This is a genomic window from Clostridium tertium (assembly GCF_017873245.1).
Lineage (GTDB): Bacteria > Bacillota > Clostridia > Clostridiales > Clostridiaceae > Clostridium > Clostridium tertium.
In genome coordinates this window covers 24,221-43,146 of record NZ_JAGGJY010000003.1, presented here as the reverse complement: position 1 = coordinate 43,146, position 18,926 = coordinate 24,221, and the positions used below count along the sequence as shown (strand labels likewise).

The window sequence follows — 18,926 nt, the reverse complement described above, 5'->3', positions numbered from 1 at the left end:
ATCATGATAATATTTAAACAATAAACTCTTATCAACTTTCATATATAAAATAAATATAGGATATCTTCAAATCATAATTGTCTTTTTGAAGATATCCATATTCTTATTACTTATTAAAGATATTCACTATCTCTTTTTTATTTACATTTATTAAACCTAAATCTGACATCTTGCCTTCCGGTATTACTGGAAGTGCTAATGTAACAATTCTTAAAAGTGGATTCTTTATTTGTGTTAATCCCATATCTCTAAGTACTTCTTTCATTCTTTCTGCAACTATAGCTATTTCAGAAGCACTTTTATTTGTCATAAGTCCTGCTACTTCTAATTGAATATGCTCTTTTATCTCCCCATCTACTGCACAACTTATTCCACCACCAATAGATATTAAATCCTCTGCAATTTTAAATGCTTCATTTATATCACTATAAACTATAGTTAGGTTATGACTATCATGAGAAATAGTACTTCCTATAGCCCCTTTATTTATCCCAAATCCTCTAACTAATCCAATAGATTTCGTATCTAACTTTCCATGTCTATTAATAACTATAACAAATTTTAGGTCATCATTATCATCAAGTACTACGGTTCCATTTTTAATATTAACCACTTCTTCTATGATTTCTGTAGCTGAAGATAATTGACTATTATATTTTATTACATTCACTTTAGCTTTTCCATTTTCTATTGGAGCTTTTAACTCAAAATCATCTAAAGATAAATTACTTATATGAACAGAATTCTCTGTTTCTAAATCAAACTTCTTATCATTTATTTCAGTAATTAGTTTCCCATTTTTAGCAACTAGTTTCCCCTCAAATATTACTGCTTTCACCTTCATATCATGTAAACTATCTAGTACTACTAAATCAGCTACATATCCAGGCGCTATCCCCCCCAAATTAGTAACACCTATTTCTCTTGCTGAATTTAAAGTTGCACATCTTATTGCATCTATAGGATCAAGCCCTGAATCTATTGCTGTTTTAACAACATCATTCATATGCCCATTCTTAATTATTTCATCTGCTTCTCTATCATCTGTACATAATGTTAAATTATCTAAATATCTAAAACCACTTACCCCTTTAACTATTGCATCAACATTTTTAGATATAGAACTTTCTCTTGCATCTACATACATTCCATTTCTAATTTTATCCCTTGCCTCCTGAGATGTCCTACTTTCATGATCTGTAGTTGCTCCTCCACATAAATAAGATGATAGCACTCTTCCACTTAAAAATGGTGCATGTCCTTGTATAAAGCCACCTCTTTTTTCGGCTTCATTTAATATAGAAACCATCCTATCACTATTTTCAATAACTCCTACAAAATCCATAACTTCACCTAAACCTATAACTCTGTCTAGCTTTAGGAGTTCTTCAATCTCTTCACTAAAAAACTCTGCTCCCGAATTCTCAAGTCCTAAAACAGCTGGAACACATGATGGTGCTAAAACATACTGCCTCATAGGTAATCCTTCACTGCTATCATGCATATATTTAACGCCTCTTATTCCATAAACATTTGCTATTTCATGAGGATCTGTCACTACAGTTGTTGTTCCATATGGTATGACCTCTCTTGCAAAATTTTTAGGAGTCATAAGTGTACTTTCAATATGTATATGACTATCTATAAGTCCTGGAATTACAATATCTCCTTCAGCATCATAATACTTTTTAGCCTTTATACTTTCCGTATTTTTATTATCAATGCTTGTACTTATATGTGCTATAAATCCATCATATATACCTATATCTCCAATATATATCTCTCCAGTAAACACATTAACTATATTTGCATTTTTTATAACTAAATCACAAAGTCTCTTTCCGATTGCTGCTTCAATTAGTCCTTTTTTATCACTAGGTAAAATTTTCATCTTACATCTCCTAAATTATGAAATATGCTATTAGTGGAATTGATAATATATAGATTCCCCAATTTAAATCTTTAAACCTTCCTGCCATAACTTTTGTTACCATATAAGAAATAATTCCTATACTTATACCATTTGAAATACTTGAAGTAAATGCTGTAAATACTATTGTAGCAAAAGCAGGAAACGCTTCTGTGAAATCATTAAACTCAATATTTTTAACACCTGTAATCATTAATAGCCCTATTAATATTAAAGCTGGTGCTGTTGCTTCACTTGGTATCATTCCTGCAATTGGAGTAATAAACATTGTTAATGCAAAACAAATTCCTGCTACAACTGCTGTAAATCCAGTTCTTCCACCTTCTTCTACGCCTGCTGCTGACTCAATATAAGTTGTAACAACTGTAGATCCAAATAATGCTCCCACTACTGTTGCAATTGCATCAACTAAAAATGGTTTGTTTATATTTGGTAAATTACCTTCTTCATCTAAAAGATTTGCTTTTGCAGAAACTCCTAGTAATGTACCTAAAGTAGAAAAGAAATCTCCAACAAAGAATGTAAACATCAGTGGGAAAAAGCTCCACTTTAATGCTGCCATTATATCAAGCTTAAATGCTATTGGTTCTATTGATGGTGGCATTGTAACTAAGCTTTCTGGTACATTTGTAATTCCCATTGGAATACCAATTATAGTTGTTAATATAATTGCAACTAAAACTCCACCTTTTACTTTTCTAGCTTGTAAAAATACTACTATTACTAAACCTATTATAGTAAGTAAAACCCCTGGGGATTTAACATCTCCCATAGCAATACTTCCACCTTCAAGGCTCATTAAGCCTCCATTTTTAAATCCTAATAAAACTATATAAAATCCAACTGCAACACCAATTGCATATTTAATATTCTTAGGTATTAAATTAACTATAACTTCCCTAAGACCAAGTACAGTTAAAAGGATAAATACTACTCCTGAAATAAATACCATACCCAATCCAGTTTCCCAATTAACTATTCCACCTGCAACTAAAGTATATGCAAAAAATGCATTACTCCCCATAGCTGGTGCTAAGGCAAATGGTAAATTCGTATATATACCCATAAATATACTAAATATCGCTGATAATATAGCAGTAACAACTGTAACTGCTCCTACATCCATTCCTGCTGCTCCCATAAACATAGGTTGTAAAACTAAAATATATGCCATTGTCATAAATGTAGTTATACCTGCAGTTATTTCTATTCTTGCATTAGTATTACGTTCTTGAAATTTAAATATTTTCTCTAACATTAGCAATTCCTCCACTTTATCCTTTGTTCGCCACTTCATACATAAATGCGAATTATATTTTATATATTACATATAATATTCGTATAAGTCAATTATTTTCTCTAATTTTTTTACAAAATAATAGCAATTATTCATTGCATTTTTTCATTTTATATATTTATACGTACTATATACAATTATATGACTAGTAATAATCGTCATTAGTTATTTGTATATAATATTTTCATAATAACTTAAATTAAAATAAAAAAGCGCCTAAGCGGCGCTTAAACTAACTATATTTGTCTAGCATACTTTTTATTCTTCTAATAAATTCATTTCGTATATTAATAGGTTCCAAGCATTCACATTTATCACCATAACTCAGTAAAATATTATATCCAAACTCATCATTAATGAATGGAAAATCTATAAACAATTTATTATTTTTATATCTCTTAATATTTTCCTCACCACAATATTCAATCATTTTTTCTCCTAGAGATTCATCAACTAAAAGTTTTATCATAATAATATTTTTTTCTATATAGTCCCAATATCCTACTGATTTTAAATTAAACTCTCTTGTAATAAAGCTTTCTTCAATAACCTTAATATCTGAAATACGAGATAGCTTAAATATACGAAAATCTTGTTTCGAAATGCAATATCCTTGTAAATACCAATTTGATTCCTTTAATACCAACTGATAAGGCTCAACTTTTCTATTACTCTTTTTACCTTTACTATCAAAATAGTTAAATCTTAAAATCTTTTTATCATTCATAGCCTTTTTAATTTGTTCAAGATTAGATTTTAAATCCTTATTTCCTATCCACGGAGTAAGATCAATAGAAATTTACTCTATCTCTTTTATATGCTCCTCTGGAAACAATCCTTTTATCTTTGCTAAAGTACATTTAATTTCCTCCTTTGAAAAAGCGGACGACATACTGCTAAGACCTATTAAAAGTGTTTCTACGTCTGATTTAGTAAAAATCCTTTTATCTATCTTATACTAATCCATAATTCCAATTCCACCATTAACGCCAGGATATGTAACTATAGGAACCCCAGCTAAACTTATCGCTTCTATATCTCTCTATATAGTTCTTGGTGTTACTTCAAACATTTCTGCAAGCTCTGATGCACTTATCTTTTTACGTTCTAGTAATATCATTATAATTGATACAAGTCTATCTATCTTCAATCTAAATCACCTCTTATTTATCATCACATATTTAATTTTATTTTATCATAGAACCATGACATAACGACGTCATGGTTCTATGATAAAATAAATCTATGCTGAACAAAATACTAATAATAAAAATAGTTTACAAAAAGAGAATTAAAATGGACTTAATACAAGAGTTTAATAGAGTAATGAATGAAACAAATAGAATTTCCTTAGCCACTACTGTAGATAATATACCCAATGTTAGAGTCGTAAATTTTTATAATAATCCTCAAAACAAAAAAATTGTCTATTTTGCATCATTTAGAGGTTCTTCAAAGACATTAGACCTTTTACAAAATAATATAGTAGCATTTACAACAATACCTGTTTCTAATGAAAGTAGTGAACATGTCCGAGTGAAAAATGCTATAGTTAAAAAAAGTGATTTAACAATATATGATTTAAAGAATGGATTCATAAAAAAGCTACCAAGTTATAAAGAGATAATAGAGAAAGCTGGCTATATATTAGATGTTTATGAGATTAGCTTTAATGAAGCTGATGTAATTTTAGATCTCGGCAAAGGCGGCAAGGTAACTTTCTAAGAACTCTCTTATAATTTTATTCAAATAATTATAACTAAAATAAGGAGGAAAAACTTGCTTTTATATACATATTCCCCTCCTTTACCTTTATGTAACACTGTCCATTTTCAATTTCTAATATTATGTTTTTTATTTTCTGCTCTCTTTATATTTTCATGAACTCTAAATTCTACTATCCTACTTATTAATCCATAAGGTAATGGCTCTCCTATTGGAAATTGAACTGACCCTTTTGCACCCTTATACTTAGATAACTCTTCTTTAAAAGCTTCTATCCCACTAGGATCTGGATAAAATCCTATATGACTCTTAAAAGCTGCAAAGTGAACAAGATTTCCATGAAGATAAAATGTAGGCATTTGATAGCTTATCTTTTCTACCGCATTAGGAGCTGACTCCTTAATAACTCTTCTTATTTTTTCTAATATTTGTTGAATTTCACTAGGAAACTGTAATATATATTCATCAATTGATTTAAATGTGGATTTCTTCCCTTCCATACTTTTACCTCTCATTTTATATATTTTAATTTGCACTCTGTATCAAAAATAGATTCAGATTTAATTCTTTTGTGCTTCAACTATATTTCTGTATGTAAAAATTAAAAACTATCCATTATTCAATAGCTTTAAAATTTTATATAATAAAACTAAAATATATCAATTATTTTCCTAATAAACACTTCTGCTTTTTTAAAGTCCTTATCATTCGGATGTCCCTCTGCCAGTTTTCCCATAATATCGAAAACCTTACTATTAGAAAATTCCTTTGCTATAAAGCTACCTTTACATGCGAAACTCCCTTTGTTTATTGCTCCTTTTGAAGTTAATGCCTTAATTAACTTATTATTATAAAACTTCATTCCAATGCCACTAGTTGAAAATACAAAGACATTTTTTCTTGTTAAATTTAGCCTTTCAATTAATTTAAACAACTTAGGTGATAAGTTCTCCATGTAAACTCCAGAACCAAATCCAATTAAATCGTAGTTTTCTAAATTAATATCTATAGCATCTTTTACATTTATTAAATCGCAATCAATTTCTTCATTAAATTTACTCGCAACTTTCTGTGTATTATTTTTATAGTCAGAACAATAAATAATCAAGGTTCTCATAAATTCTATTCCCTTCCTTAATTTCTTTTTTAAATATTTACCAAAGTATCTACTAGCAATAATTATATATCCAATATATTGTTTATTATTTCATATTATGTGCATATATTGCTACAAAATAAAGAACATTTTATTACTTCTAGATCTTTTTATCATGTAAATTTTTTAATATTATTCTTCTATAAATTACAATAACAATTTAAACTATTTTATACCTATGACTTAAATACTTATGTTCACTTAGATTACATATATTTGTCTAGGTATATTTCAAATAATGCTTATATAGTTTTATATATAAATCTTTTCATTATAAAAATATTCATAAAACATTCCATGAAACAAATATCAAAAACTTACTTAGTAATCCAGTAAATATATTACTTACTATAAGTGATGCTATAAATATTAATATATAATGTTTAAATCAATTTTTGTTCAAAATATCTAATGTATGAGCCCCGGCCCCTACTAACTCTTGTCTTTCACATGTAGACAAATGATAATCAATAAAAGTTTTAAAGGTTTCTTCATCCATAGCATTTAAAGTTGCTCTCATATAATTAGCTGGTCCATCTGCTGAAATTATTTTTATTCTTTTTACTCCAGCTGATTCATTTATTTTATTAATATCTTCAATCCTTACATAATCATATAGGTCTTCCGGATTTGATCTAACGTGAAAGTTTTTATCAAGCTTTTCATTTTCAATGCATTCTTTTATATTATTTTCTTTAAATCCATATGTTATTACACTATATTCATTCATGCAATAGGCAACTAATATATTTCCTCCAACTTTAGTAACTCTCTTTGCTTCTTCTAAAGCCCTTACCTTATCCTCAAATGTATATAGATGGTACATTGGTCCAAAAACCAATGTCATATCAAATGTATTATCTTCAAATCTAGATAAATTTAAGGCTGTTCCTTGAAATGCTTTTACTGTACTTCCCTTTGATTTTAAAACTCCTAAATTATGTTTCACAAGTTCAACTGCTGTAACATCATATCCTTCATTAGCTAAAGCTACTGAATATCTTCCTGTGCCTGCACCAACATCTAATATTTTCAAGTTTTTATTTCCTTTTAAATATTCATGTATATATTTCATAGAAGTTATGTATTCAACTTGTCCATGTCTTCTTGTTAATCTTTTATCTTCACAAAATTTATTATAATGTTTTTCTAATTCCACTGTCATTTTTTTCTCACCCTTAGTATAATTTATTCTTAATCCGTAAAGTAAATAAACTCTTCTCTAATATTTATATAAAATGTTACTTTTTTGCTAGAAAAGAACCTTGATTTCTCAAGGTTCTTTTAATATAGTCACTAAATAATAAACTATTTATAATCACACTAAAATATGACTCTATAAATCTCTATAATTTAAACCTTCTTAATAAACTCATAGTTTTATTTTGATTTTACTAAGAAATATATTATTTTGTTGTACTACATTTAGATAGACTTCATATTAAGTTTATACATTCCTTCGTTAAGTGTTCACTACCTATCCTTCAATACAAGTTTAACAACCACTTCCGCATGAGGCGTATTTGGGAACATATCCTTAACTGTACTTTGAACAACTTTGTATCCAGCTCCTATTAAATCCCTTAGGTTTTCTACTAAAGTTTTAGGGTTGCATGATACATAAATTATTTCCTTTGCATTGAATTTAATTACGTATTCTAATGCTTTGGGATGCACTCCACTTCTTGGTGGGTCTAGAATTATAATATCTGGTTTATCTTTAACAGTTTTTATTATTTCTGCAACATCACCTGCTAGGAATTCACAGTTATTTAAATTATTTAATTTTGCATTTTCTTTTGCTGCTTCTACAGCTTCTTCTATAAGTTCTATTCCAACCACCTTTTTAGCATTTGATGCTGCAATTTGACCTATAGTTCCTGTACCACAGTAAAGGTCAAATACAACCTTATCATTTGATTCTCCCATAAAATCTCTAACTATACTATAAAGGCTTTCAGCTCCCTTAGTATTAGTTTGGAAGAATGAAAATGGTGATATTTTAAATTGTAAACCTAATAAATTTTCTGTTATATAATCTTTGCCAAATAATAAATTCACCTTTTCTGGTATTACAGCATCTGAAAAAGAATTATTTTCAGTATGTAATATAGATACTAATTTTCCTTTATAAGTTTGTGATTTTAATAAATCTACATACTCTGATAAATCAAAATTTATTTGTGTTGTAGTAACTATATTAACCATTAATTCACCAGTATTTATTGCTTTTCTTATAACTAAGTGTCTTAAGTAGCCTTCTCTTTTCATAACTCTATAATAAGGTAATTCCTTATCCTTAAAATAATTAACAGTTTCTCTTATTACAGTTTTAAAATCTTCATCAACTATTAAACATTTATCAACAGTTATAATCCCAAAAGATTTTCCCTTCATATGCATGCCTAAAGTTAATTCTCCACCTTTTTCAAAATCTCCAAAGGTAAATTCCATTTTATTTCTGTACTCCCATTGTTCTTTGCTACCTACAACGCCTAAATACTCTCCCATAGGTATATCAGCCTCTTTAAACAATGCCTTAACCTCTTCACTCAGTAAATCTAATTGCTTATCATAAGTTAAGTTTTGTGATGTACAACCACCACAAACTCCAAAGTATTCACAAGGTGCTTCTATTTCATAATCTGCTCTTTCATCTACTGATAAAAGCTTTAACTCTGCAAATCCTTCTCTCTTCTTCTTTACTCTACCACTTACCACTTGATCTGGAAAGGCACCTTTTACATATATCTTTTTTCCTTCTAAAGTGCCAACTCCAACTGATGGAAATTCTGTTTTATCTATTTTAACTTGTACTGTACTTCCTTTTCTCATGCTATCTCCTAATTAATGTTTATTTTAACATTGTCTTTTTTCCTATAGTTCTTCCAAGCTTTGTTGATTCACAAATTGTACTATATAGAATATTAGTTATCACATATATTACTAAGAACATCGGTTGTCTTTGTGCAATATAAAAGCCTACAAATTTTAATAAAAAGTCAAAAATTAATAATAAAAGTAAAGCAAATGCTATAGCTACTATTTGATCTATAGTTGCAGCTAAAAGTCTCTTTATAAACTTAACTGCCTTTCCATCTTCTTTTACTTCTCCATTAATAGCATTATCTTCCTCTGTAACTTCAATATCTTTATTTAATTCTTCATTGTTTACTTCATCATTATTAATTACTTCATTATTAACCACTTCTTCTCCATTATCCATTCCTGCGTCTTCTCTATCTACCAATTTTATATCCTCCTAAATTAAAAATTAAAGTATGTACTATTTTTTAAAATCATAGTTTTTTGAATCTAATTTGTATAATAAGAAATCGTCTTTTATTGTTATTGTTTCTACTAATCCATTAACATTTGTTTCTATAGTTCCATTGCTATTTTGATTTATGACTATATCTTCTATTTTACTATTTAAATCTGAGTAATCTCTTTCTGGATTATTTGTCATAGCTTCTGAAAACTTTGCTATAGATGTTTCTTCAATATTAAACTTCTCTTCAGTTTTTATTTGTTCTAGATCTAACTTAAATCCTATCTTTAAATTTAAGCTTCCACTAGACATATCTGCACCATACATCTTAAATCCATAATACATGCTTTCCATTCTGTTTGGTTCAGGATTTAAATTGTCTATATATATATGGTTATCGTTTATAGTTTCTCCATTTTCTTCTGTAACTTTTTCTTCTTTAGAATATTCTAAATCATAAAAAGTAGCTGATTCTTCTATTCTTGCACTTATTTCATCATTTAAAATAGTTACTTGATCTTTTGTATAGTCTTCTGCCCATACGCCTTCGCCTATAAACTTCTTTTCTTCAACTTTAGGTGGCTCTTGAGCTGTTTTTGCTTCCTTATCATTTGAATTTCCACTACAAGCTACTAGTGATGTAACCATTATTCCGCTAATTAACATCATTAAAAATTTTCTTATCATAATAATCCCCCCTAGGATTTTTCTAATCTTCTGTATTTATAGTTTCCTAAATTCAATTTATTATAACATTAAAGATTCCAATTTAAAAGACTCTGTCACATAACTGTCATAATAACAAATGGGCAAAGAGTTGATACTCCTCACCCATCTATACACTAACCTATTTTACAACTTGCGATACTATTATTGCTATTCCAATTAAAGCTCCAGCTAAAAATATGGCCACTGCTATGTTCCCCTTTTCTAACTCTTTATTAAAATCAGCTGGTATTATAGCGTCAAATATTTTATATCCAATGACTAACACCAATATCCCAACTGCCCCAAATAACAAGCTTAATCCTAAGTTCATAAATGTGTTTAAAACTAAATCCATATCCCATTCCCCCCTTTAAATCAGATAGTATATGATTCATTTTATCATAAATACTATATCTATAATATAATAGATTTCAAAATTTTTGATATCATATTGTTATTTGGTCTTTCATCTTTTCAAAAGTTTTATCACCTATTCCTTCTATATTTTTCATTTCATCTATCGATTTAAATCCTCCATTTTTTTCTCTGTAATTAATTATACTTTTTGCTTTAACTTCTCCTACTCCATTTATTTTTTGAAGTTCTTCTAGACTTGCAGTGTTAATATTAATGATTCCATCTTCTGCGGTATTCCCTTCTTTGCTAACATTTATATTAGTATTTGCATTTGATAATTCATTCTTATTTGGTATAACTATAAGTTGATTATCTCTTAATTTATCTGCTCTATTTATTTTATCTATATTAGCTTCATTGGTTAATCCTCCTGCTTTAGTTATTAAATCTCTAATTATACTTCCTTCACTTATTTCATAAACATCTGGATTAGCAACTTCTCCTTTTATCTCAACAACTATCATTTTAGTGCCTTTTGTTAGTTGATTTTCTCCTTTTACCTCTTTAATAGGCTCTGCATTAACTTCCACACTATTATCATCAGGAGCTTCTTCCTCTACAAATATATTTTTCATATACTCATCCTTAAACACCTTTGATTTATTCTTTCCGTATAAGATAAATGATGTTATTACACATAAGAAAACTAACATAATCAATACTATATTTCGTTTAGTCATAAATTTTTCTATTCTTTTATCCATAAATCACCTCTAATTGATAAATCTTATTTTAATTATTAACTTTTTATTAAAAATTTAACTAATTTTATTTAAATATTTATAAAATATAGAATGATATCCTTATTTCTGATAAAATATTTTTGTCTATATGTAAAAAGTTTATTGTGGGAGAATTAATATGAAAAAATTTATGAGAAGAATCTTCCTATTTACTGCTTTTATATGCAGTGTTTTTACTATCAACGTAAAAGCTACTGAATTACCTACGGTATATTCTGAAAGTGCAGTACTAATGGATGGAAGAACAGGTAAAGTTATTTATTCCAAAAATGAGCATACTCAATATGAGCCTGCCTCAACAACAAAGGTAATGACTGCATTGGTTGTTCTAGAAAATACAAAGTTAACTGACAAAGTTACTATTAATGAAAAACCAACTTTAGTAGATGGCTCTGCAATTGGTATAGCTAAGGGGGAAGTTTATACTGTTGAAGAACTTATGCTTGGTCTTTTATTAGAATCTGGTAATGATTGTGCTGAAGCATTAGCTGAACATGTTTCTGGATCTAATGAAGAATTTGCAAAGCTTATGAATGCTAAAGCCAAGGAACTAGGTGCATTAGATACAACCTTTAAAAATCCTAGTGGTTTACATGAAGATGGTCACGTTACTACAGCTTACGATTTAGCTCTTATAATGAGAGCTGCTTATCAAAATGAAGACCTTGTGAGAATTGCACAAACCGAATCTCACAAATATGTAAATCATCCATTTTCAGATGGTAGTGAAAAATGGGCTACAAATAGAAATCAACTATTTAATGAATATACTCCTTACTATTACCAATATGCCTATATTGGTAAAAATGGATATACTCCGGAAGCAAATCACACATATACTGCTACCGCTATGAAAGATGAGCAATTTTTAGTAGTAGCTTTACTAAATGCTACTGATAAGGACAACTTCTATACAAATATAGGTCCATTGTTCGATTATGGCTTTGATAATTTTGAAACTATAAAACTTATAAATAAAAATGATGTGCTTGATACATATAAAATTAATGATGATATCTCAATTCCTTTACTTGCTAAAGATGACTTATACTATACTAAGTCTAAAACGGAAGGAATACCATCATATACTGTGGATTATCAAAAGAAAGATATAAGTAAAAAAAATATAAATAAAGGTGATGTTCTCTTTAAAGCTAAGATAAATGCTAATAAAGAAACTATATCAGCCTTAGATTTAGTTAGTGGAGCTAACAGAGAGTATAATAGTCAAATTAAGATAAAAGAAAAGTTTTCAACTCTAGTAACTACACCTAAATTTATTGTTATAGCTGTGGTTGTAATAATTATCTTAGTAATTCTTATTAAATACTTAATTTTATCTATGAGAAGAAAAAATATTAGGAGAAGAAGGCCTAGATTTAAATAATCTAAAATTTATAGTAATAAAAAGTGTGTTGTAAAATGATTTTATAAATCATTTTACAACACACTTTTCTTTTCATATTAAATAAAATATAGTTACTTTTATATAAAAATAAATAACTACATTTTTATAATTAATATAACTTCAAAAGTAAATTGTAGTTACTTTAATTTTTCAAAAAGTAACTACATTTATATACTACTTTAAATATTCTACAAGCTTTGCTATATCATCAGGCACTCTTGCTCTAAGGCTTAATTCCTTTTTAGTTCTTGGAGATTTAAAATCTAATCCATAGGCATGAAGGGCTTGCCTACTTATAATTTCCCCATCTTCTTCATAACCATATAAAGTATCCCCCCAAATAGGATGTCCTAATGAGCTTAAATGAACTCTTATTTGATGTGTTCTTCCTGTTTCTAATAAGCATTCAACTAAATCTGAATCCTTAAATCTCTCTATAATCTTATAATGAGTTATACTTCTTTGTCCTCTTTCATCTACAACTCTTCTTATAGTGCCTTCTTCTTCTGGTCTATATATTGGTAAATCTATAGTTCCTTCATCATTTTCCATATGTCCATGTACAACTGCAAGATATCTTTTTTCAACATTATTTAAAGTCATTTCTTTAGATAATTCCATATGTGCATATTGATTTTTAGCTATAATAATAAGCCCAGATGTATCCATATCTAACCTACTTACTAGCCTAACAATGCACTTTTGGTTACTTTCCTTAAAATAGTACATTAAAGCATTAGCTAATGTACCACTTTGATATCTTTTAGTTGGATGAACTACCATATTAGGTCCTTTATTGACAACTATTATATCTTCATCTTCATATACAATATCTATTGGTATATTTTCAGGATCTATATTTTGAGTTTCTTCTTTTACTAAGTCAATTAGTACCTCTTCACTGCTTTTTAGCACATAATTCATTTTTACAGCTTTATTATCTACAAAAATTCTTTTATCTATTGAAGCACTTCTAATTAACCTAGAAGATAATCCTAGTTCCTCTTTTAAAAATTCTCTAATTTTTCTTCCTTCGTGTTCTTTTGAAACAATTCTTTTTATAGTGCTCATTTTTCCTCCTAGTAAAAAGGAGCTGTCGCACAATTCTACAATTTACATTAAACTGCTTTCTGCGACAGCCCCTTTTAGTTTCCAAATAAGTTATAATCTTTACCTAATAATATTACAACATCATATTGCTTATATTCTGATTTGCCTATTTTTTCAAACTTTTGTATACCCGTATCATTTTTAAGCAAATCTTTTAATTCCTTATTATCTGATTGAATTACGCTTTTCTCTACATTATCAGTATTTCCAACTTCTATATTTGCATACCCAAGTGAAAGTAAACTATCTCTTGCACTTGATGCTAATCCATCAATTTTAGTTCCGTTTAATACTAACACATTTAGCTCTTCTTTATTTATTGAAGTTATAACCGGCGCTAATGAAGGGTTTTCTGTATTTAATGCATTTATTAAATCCCTATTAATTTCTTTATCAGCAATTAAAAAGTCTTCTCCATAAAGATATTCTGGTTCTCCTTTAAGAGTTGTCATAATTATATCTTCTGACTTTAACCTAATAATCTTCATACCAAGAGAAATTAAATTTTTAGCTGGAATATTGGTTTCAACATTTTCACTTATAGCTTTTAATATTTTTGGTGCCTTAAAAACTATACTTGGACTTAAAGCTTTATCAATAACCTTACTAATGAATTGTTGTTGATTATTAATTCTACCTAAATCCCCTTCTTCTCCTCCACTACCATCATTATTTTTCCTCCATCTAAAGAACTCTTCTGCTTTTTTACCATCTAGCTGAACAGTTTCCCCAGCTTTAAAATTTATATGAAGGTTTTGTTCATCATCATCATAGAACATATCTTGTTGTATGTTCATTTCTATTCCACCTAATGCATCTATTATGCTTCTAAATGCATTGTAATCTACTTCTACTATATAATTTAAATTTATACCTAATAAACTTTCTACATGTGTCTTTACTTCCTCTTCTCCGCCTAAAACATATGCAGTATTTATTTTCCAATATCTTCTGTATTCGCCATTATCTAAATAAGCATCTACTTCAATAAGAGTATCTCTTGGTATAGAAACTATATGAACTTTTTTAGTATTAGGATTATAATTTAAAACCATTATAGTATCGCTTCTTCTACCAGCTTTATTTTGATTTTCTGCATCTCCTATATCCATACCTAAAATCAAAATGTTCACAGGATCCTTAGATGATATCGGTGCCACTCCAGTGCCTAAGTTGTTTGTTTTTAAACCTGATAAAAAGTTATATATATAAAGGGCACTTCCAAGTATTATTACTAATAGAATAGTTACTATAGATGTTGTTATTCTCTTTCTTTTTAACTTCTTCTTTCTAGCTTCAATTCTTTTTCTTTTAATTTGTTCATCTTTAGAAGATCTTCTTCTTTCTCTGTTTTCCAGATTTTCTCTCCTACTCCCCATCCTTTTAATTCCTCTCTGATTTTTTTCATAGTTAAATAAATTTAGTTTTTATTTATTAAGTAATAAATAATTTCTAGCTTTTATACTATTTATATCAATAGGAAACCCTTTATCTAATAAATATTTAATAGTATGAGTTACTCCTTGAAGAAGGCCTTTATCTAAATCAGCAAAGCTTTCTTTCCTAATTAAATCTACTCCAGGAAAACTTCTACCAGGCTCTATCATATCAGCCATATAAATTATCTTATCTAGTTTACTCATATTTTCTTTTCCTGTAGTATGCCATCTCATAGCACTTAATATTTCTTCATCTTCTATTTTAAAAATTTCTCTCCCCAATATCGGCGAAACAATACTATGCCATAACTCAAGAGTATTTTCTTCATCATACGATAAATTAATATTATGTTTATCAATAATATCCTTTAACTCATAGATGGTCATATTTTTAGCTATATCATGAGCTAATGCTGCTATTTCAGCTTTATCTTTATCTACCTTATTTATTTCAGCTAATCTTATTGCAGTTTCAACCACACCTAAAGTATGGTTATATCTACTTTCTGTTAAATGTTCTTTAAGGTAGCTTTTCATTTCTTCTTTACTAAGCATATATCTTCTCCTTAAATATCATTATACTCTCATCAATCTTTAATATTTTCACAATAATTATATATATTATTTTTTCTAATAAAATCTAGAACCTCTTTTGGAATGAAAAAATCAATTTTCTTTCCTTCCTTAATTCTATCTCTTATCATTGTTGATGAAATTTCTAAGTCCATTATATCTAAAAAGTTGATACTTGTGTTATACTTTTTCTCAATTTCATTCTTTTGTAATTTTAATGACTCTTTATCATATCCCGGTCTATTAAATACCACTAATTTAGAGGTCTTAAATATTCTATCTGGACTTTTCCACTTTTCTATATTTATAAGACAATCAGCTCCAGTAATAAAATACAATATATTATCATCAGATTTAAAGTTTTCTAAGGTTTCATAGGTATAACTAAAACCTTCTTTTTCTATTTCATAGTTACTTATTTCAAAATCCTCATATTTTTTTATAGCTTCGAGAACCATTTTATACCTTAAAGGAGCCTCTAATATATCCTCATTTTTTTTATGAGGTGGGCTCCCTGCAGGCATAAAAATCACTTTATCTAAATTCAATTGACATTTAGCTTCATATGCAATATATAGATGTGCTAAATGAATAGGATTAAATGTTCCTCCTATTATACCAATCTTTTCCATAAAAATTCTCTATTTATTAGGTATTTCTATTTTAGGTTTTTTTGAGGATTTTTTATATAAAACTATTTTACTTCCTATAGCTTGAATTCCTTCACAACCAATTTTTTCACAAATATAATTTGATACTTCTCTAGCTCCTAAACCACTATTTTCAAGTACCTTTATTTTAATAAGCTCTCTTGCTTCTAAAGCTTCAGTTAATTGTGTTAAAAAAGCTTCTTCTACTCCATTTTTCCCAACTTGGAATATTGGATCTAAGTTGTTTGCAAGCCCTCTTAAATATGCTCTTTGCTTTCCTGTTATCATTCTTTATCCTCCTATAAAATATACTCAAATTCAAAATCGTTAAGTCTTACCATATCTCCATCTTCTATTCCCATTTCTCTTAATTTATCAAAGACACCTTTGTTTCTTAATACCTTATGGAAATATCTTAATGAATCAGCATCATGAATATTTACTGAATTTAATAATCTATCTACAAATGATCCATAAACTACATATACTCTGTTGTTATCTTCTCCATCTTCAATAGATACATCATATGTAAATCTCTTTTCTTCTTGTACGAATCTTTCTTCATCACTTATTTCTAAGTCCTTAATTGGAATTTCAGAAAGCATTCTACCTGCTTCTTTAATTATATCTTCAACACCTGATTTTGTTGCTGCAGACATCTTATATACCTTATCAAAGCCTAATTCATTTACTTTCTTCTTAAAGTCTTCAAAAATTTCTTCATCATAAAGCATATCTGTTTTATTTGCTACAACTATTTGAGGTCTATCCCATAGCTTAACTGAATATTTCTTAAGTTCTTCATTTATCTTAACGAAGTCCTCAAAAGCATCTCTACCTTCTATTCCTGATATATCTACTACATGTATTAATAATCTAGTTCTTTCAATATGTCTTAAGAAATCTAAACCTAAGCCTACTCCTTCAGCTGCACCTTCAATTATTCCTGGTATATCAGCCATTACAAAGGCATTCATACCTTCAGCTTTTACAACTCCAAGGTTTGGCTTTAATGTTGTAAAATGATAGTTTGCTATCTTTGGTTTTGCCGCAGTTACTGTTGAAAGGAAAGTTGATTTTCCTACATTAGGGAATCCTACTAATCCAACATCAGCAAGTAATTTAAGCTCTAATGTAATCCATCTATCCTCACCTGGCATACCTGGTTCTGCAAAATGTGGAGCTTGCCTTGTAGGTGTACAGAATTTACAATTTCCTTTACCACCTTTTCCTCCTTTTGCAATTACAAAAGTATCATCTTTATGTGAAAGGTCTGCTATAATCTTATTAGTTTCAAAATCTCTGATTATTGTTCCCATAGGTACTTTAACATGAAGATCATCTCCATCTTTACCATAACATTTTGAACCTTCACCTTTTCCACCAGCTTCAGCTACAAATTTCTTTTTATATTTAAAATCTAAAAGTGTAGTTAAACCTGGATCTACTTCAAATATTACACTTCCACCTTTTCCACCGTCTCCTCCATCTGGACCTCCAAGAGGAACGTATTTTTCTCTTCTAAAAGACACACATCCATTTCCACCATCACCGGATTTAACGAATATCTTGGCCTTATCTATAAACATAAAATCACCCATCTTTCTTGAAATTGTTTATAATAATATAAACACATACTTACTTTATATTATCTCATTATTTTTAATGTTTATTATATCACACGAAAATTAATTTCTAATCCATTAAATTAATGGACAATTGACAGTGTACAATGGGCAAGTTTTATTCATTGTCAATTGCCCATTTCTATTCTTACAAAATAAAACACCCTAAAACAGGGTGCTTTTTAGAAAAAATAATATTATTCTGCTATTTCTTCAACATTCACTGGGTAAATGCTAACTTTCTTTTTGTCTCTACCCATTCTTTCAAATCTAACGATTCCGTCTTCTTTAGCAAAAAGAGTATCATCTCCACCTTTACCAACATTAGTTCCTGGGTGAATCTTTGTTCCTCTTTGTCTAACTAAAATGTTACCAGCTAAAACGAACTCCCCGTCAGCAGCTTTAACTCCTAATCTTTTTGATTCAGAATCTCTACCGTTCTTTGAGCTACCTACCCCTTTTTTGTGGGCAAATAATTGAAGGTTCATTATTAACATACTATTGCACCTCCTCTTTCAACATTCTTATATATTCACTGTCTTTTTTATTTCCAAAACTTAATTTAAGAGATTGTATCAAGCTTTCTATACTTTTTTCAAAAGTCAAAAGTAATACTTGGCACTTCTCTATATCCTCGTTATTAAGATTAGATAAGTTTATATGTAAAAAACCATCATCTATATCATACTTAACTTTAAGCTTTAATACTTCTTCAATACCTATTAAGGCACTTTGAGATAGTACTGAAACCGAATTGCAAATCATATCATAAGCATCTCCGACCTTCTCTATTTCAGCTCTTGATAAAGCATGACCTTTTATCTTAAATCCAAGGCATAAATCATCTTTTTTAAAAATCTTTACTTTAATCATA

The 18,926-nt window shown here is 28.6% G+C and carries 22 protein-coding genes; 2 read left to right on the top strand and 20 right to left on the bottom strand.

Going from position 1 to position 18,926, the window contains the following annotated elements:
* Positions 1-106: 106 nt before the first annotated feature.
* From ade to J2Z25_RS19015, 4 genes are all read right to left on the bottom strand, one after another.
* Positions 107-1,891 (bottom strand): adenine deaminase, encoded by a 1,785-nt coding sequence (gene ade, locus J2Z25_RS05365; RefSeq protein WP_209738968.1) that lies wholly within the window; start codon positions 1,889-1,891, stop codon positions 107-109.
* A gap of 10 nt (positions 1,892-1,901) precedes the next feature.
* The gene (locus J2Z25_RS05360; RefSeq protein ID WP_008676750.1) at positions 1,902-3,188 is read right to left on the bottom strand and encodes an NCS2 family permease; all 1,287 of its coding nucleotides are present in this window, start codon (positions 3,186-3,188) and stop codon (positions 1,902-1,904) included.
* A 271-nt stretch (positions 3,189-3,459) separates the two neighbouring features.
* Entirely contained in the window at positions 3,460-3,966 is a 507-nt protein-coding gene (locus J2Z25_RS19020; protein WP_460267293.1) for a WYL domain-containing protein, read from the bottom strand.
* 303 nt (positions 3,967-4,269) lie between these two features.
* Complete coding sequence (locus J2Z25_RS19015) at positions 4,270-4,377, bottom strand: HTH domain-containing protein (RefSeq protein WP_456151845.1); 108 nt, start codon at positions 4,375-4,377, stop codon at positions 4,270-4,272.
* A gap of 146 nt (positions 4,378-4,523) precedes the next feature.
* On the opposite strand from J2Z25_RS19015, the gene J2Z25_RS05350 reads away from it, so the two are divergent.
* Entirely contained in the window at positions 4,524-4,952 is a 429-nt protein-coding gene (locus J2Z25_RS05350; RefSeq protein WP_099346010.1) for a pyridoxamine 5'-phosphate oxidase family protein, read from the top strand.
* A gap of 107 nt (positions 4,953-5,059) precedes the next feature.
* Here the strand turns inward: J2Z25_RS05350 and J2Z25_RS05345 are convergent, their stop codons facing one another.
* The 8 genes from J2Z25_RS05345 to J2Z25_RS05310 all read right to left on the bottom strand — a co-directional run bounded on the left by J2Z25_RS05345 (position 5,060) and on the right by J2Z25_RS05310 (position 11,208).
* Positions 5,060-5,452, bottom strand: coding sequence for an iron chaperone (locus tag J2Z25_RS05345; RefSeq protein ID WP_142418590.1), 393 nt, complete (start codon positions 5,450-5,452; stop codon positions 5,060-5,062).
* 149 nt (positions 5,453-5,601) lie between these two features.
* Positions 5,602-6,069 carry a flavodoxin domain-containing protein gene (locus J2Z25_RS05340; protein ID WP_008676747.1) on the bottom strand — a complete coding sequence of 156 codons (468 nt, stop codon included), beginning with the start codon at positions 6,067-6,069 and terminating at the stop codon, positions 5,602-5,604.
* Positions 6,070-6,496: 427 nt separating this feature from the next.
* Positions 6,497-7,273, bottom strand: a complete 777-nt coding sequence (locus J2Z25_RS05335; protein ID WP_008676746.1) for a class I SAM-dependent methyltransferase — start codon at positions 7,271-7,273, stop codon at positions 6,497-6,499.
* 308 nt (positions 7,274-7,581) lie between these two features.
* Positions 7,582-8,943, bottom strand: coding sequence for a 23S rRNA (uracil(1939)-C(5))-methyltransferase RlmD (gene rlmD / locus J2Z25_RS05330; protein ID WP_008676744.1), 1,362 nt, complete (start codon positions 8,941-8,943; stop codon positions 7,582-7,584).
* Between the two features lie 19 nt (positions 8,944-8,962).
* On the bottom strand, positions 8,963-9,358 hold the full coding sequence (locus J2Z25_RS05325) for an RDD family protein (RefSeq protein WP_008676743.1): 396 nt from the start codon (positions 9,356-9,358) through the stop codon (positions 8,963-8,965).
* Between the two features lie 36 nt (positions 9,359-9,394).
* Complete coding sequence (locus J2Z25_RS05320; protein WP_008676742.1) at positions 9,395-10,066, bottom strand: hypothetical protein; 672 nt, start codon at positions 10,064-10,066, stop codon at positions 9,395-9,397.
* A gap of 160 nt (positions 10,067-10,226) precedes the next feature.
* Positions 10,227-10,442 (bottom strand): DUF350 domain-containing protein, encoded by a 216-nt coding sequence (locus tag J2Z25_RS05315; protein WP_008676741.1) that lies wholly within the window; start codon positions 10,440-10,442, stop codon positions 10,227-10,229.
* A 91-nt stretch (positions 10,443-10,533) separates the two neighbouring features.
* Positions 10,534-11,208: a helix-hairpin-helix domain-containing protein gene (locus tag J2Z25_RS05310; protein WP_097033926.1), complete on the bottom strand. Its 675-nt coding sequence runs from the start codon at positions 11,206-11,208 to the stop codon at positions 10,534-10,536.
* A 157-nt stretch (positions 11,209-11,365) separates the two neighbouring features.
* Between J2Z25_RS05310 and J2Z25_RS05305 the strand changes: the two genes are divergently transcribed.
* Positions 11,366-12,634 (top strand): D-alanyl-D-alanine carboxypeptidase family protein, encoded by a 1,269-nt coding sequence (locus tag J2Z25_RS05305; protein WP_209738966.1) that lies wholly within the window; start codon positions 11,366-11,368, stop codon positions 12,632-12,634.
* A gap of 195 nt (positions 12,635-12,829) precedes the next feature.
* On the opposite strand, the gene J2Z25_RS05300 is transcribed toward J2Z25_RS05305, so the two are convergent.
* The 8 genes from J2Z25_RS05300 to J2Z25_RS05265 all read right to left on the bottom strand — a co-directional run bounded on the left by J2Z25_RS05300 (position 12,830) and on the right by J2Z25_RS05265 (position 18,925).
* A complete protein-coding gene (locus J2Z25_RS05300; RefSeq protein WP_209738959.1) occupies positions 12,830-13,726 on the bottom strand; it encodes an RluA family pseudouridine synthase in 897 nt (298 codons plus the stop codon).
* A gap of 74 nt (positions 13,727-13,800) precedes the next feature.
* The gene (locus tag J2Z25_RS05295) at positions 13,801-15,144 is read right to left on the bottom strand and encodes an LCP family protein (RefSeq protein ID WP_209738956.1); all 1,344 of its coding nucleotides are present in this window, start codon (positions 15,142-15,144) and stop codon (positions 13,801-13,803) included.
* A gap of 48 nt (positions 15,145-15,192) precedes the next feature.
* Positions 15,193-15,759, bottom strand: a complete 567-nt coding sequence (gene yqeK / locus J2Z25_RS05290; RefSeq protein WP_209738954.1) for a bis(5'-nucleosyl)-tetraphosphatase (symmetrical) YqeK — start codon at positions 15,757-15,759, stop codon at positions 15,193-15,195.
* Between the two features lie 32 nt (positions 15,760-15,791).
* On the bottom strand, positions 15,792-16,409 hold the full coding sequence (gene nadD, locus J2Z25_RS05285) for a nicotinate-nucleotide adenylyltransferase (protein ID WP_209738952.1): 618 nt from the start codon (positions 16,407-16,409) through the stop codon (positions 15,792-15,794).
* Positions 16,410-16,418: 9 nt separating this feature from the next.
* Positions 16,419-16,715, bottom strand: coding sequence for a ribosome assembly RNA-binding protein YhbY (yhbY, locus tag J2Z25_RS05280; RefSeq protein WP_008676733.1), 297 nt, complete (start codon positions 16,713-16,715; stop codon positions 16,419-16,421).
* Positions 16,716-16,726: 11 nt separating this feature from the next.
* Entirely contained in the window at positions 16,727-18,016 is a 1,290-nt protein-coding gene (gene obgE / locus J2Z25_RS05275; protein WP_035284928.1) for a GTPase ObgE, read from the bottom strand.
* A gap of 233 nt (positions 18,017-18,249) precedes the next feature.
* Complete coding sequence (rpmA, locus tag J2Z25_RS05270) at positions 18,250-18,549, bottom strand: 50S ribosomal protein L27 (RefSeq protein WP_008676729.1); 300 nt, start codon at positions 18,547-18,549, stop codon at positions 18,250-18,252.
* Between the two features lies 1 nt (position 18,550).
* Positions 18,551-18,925: a ribosomal-processing cysteine protease Prp gene (locus J2Z25_RS05265; protein ID WP_008676726.1), complete on the bottom strand. Its 375-nt coding sequence runs from the start codon at positions 18,923-18,925 to the stop codon at positions 18,551-18,553.
* Between the last annotated feature and the right edge of the window lies 1 nt (position 18,926).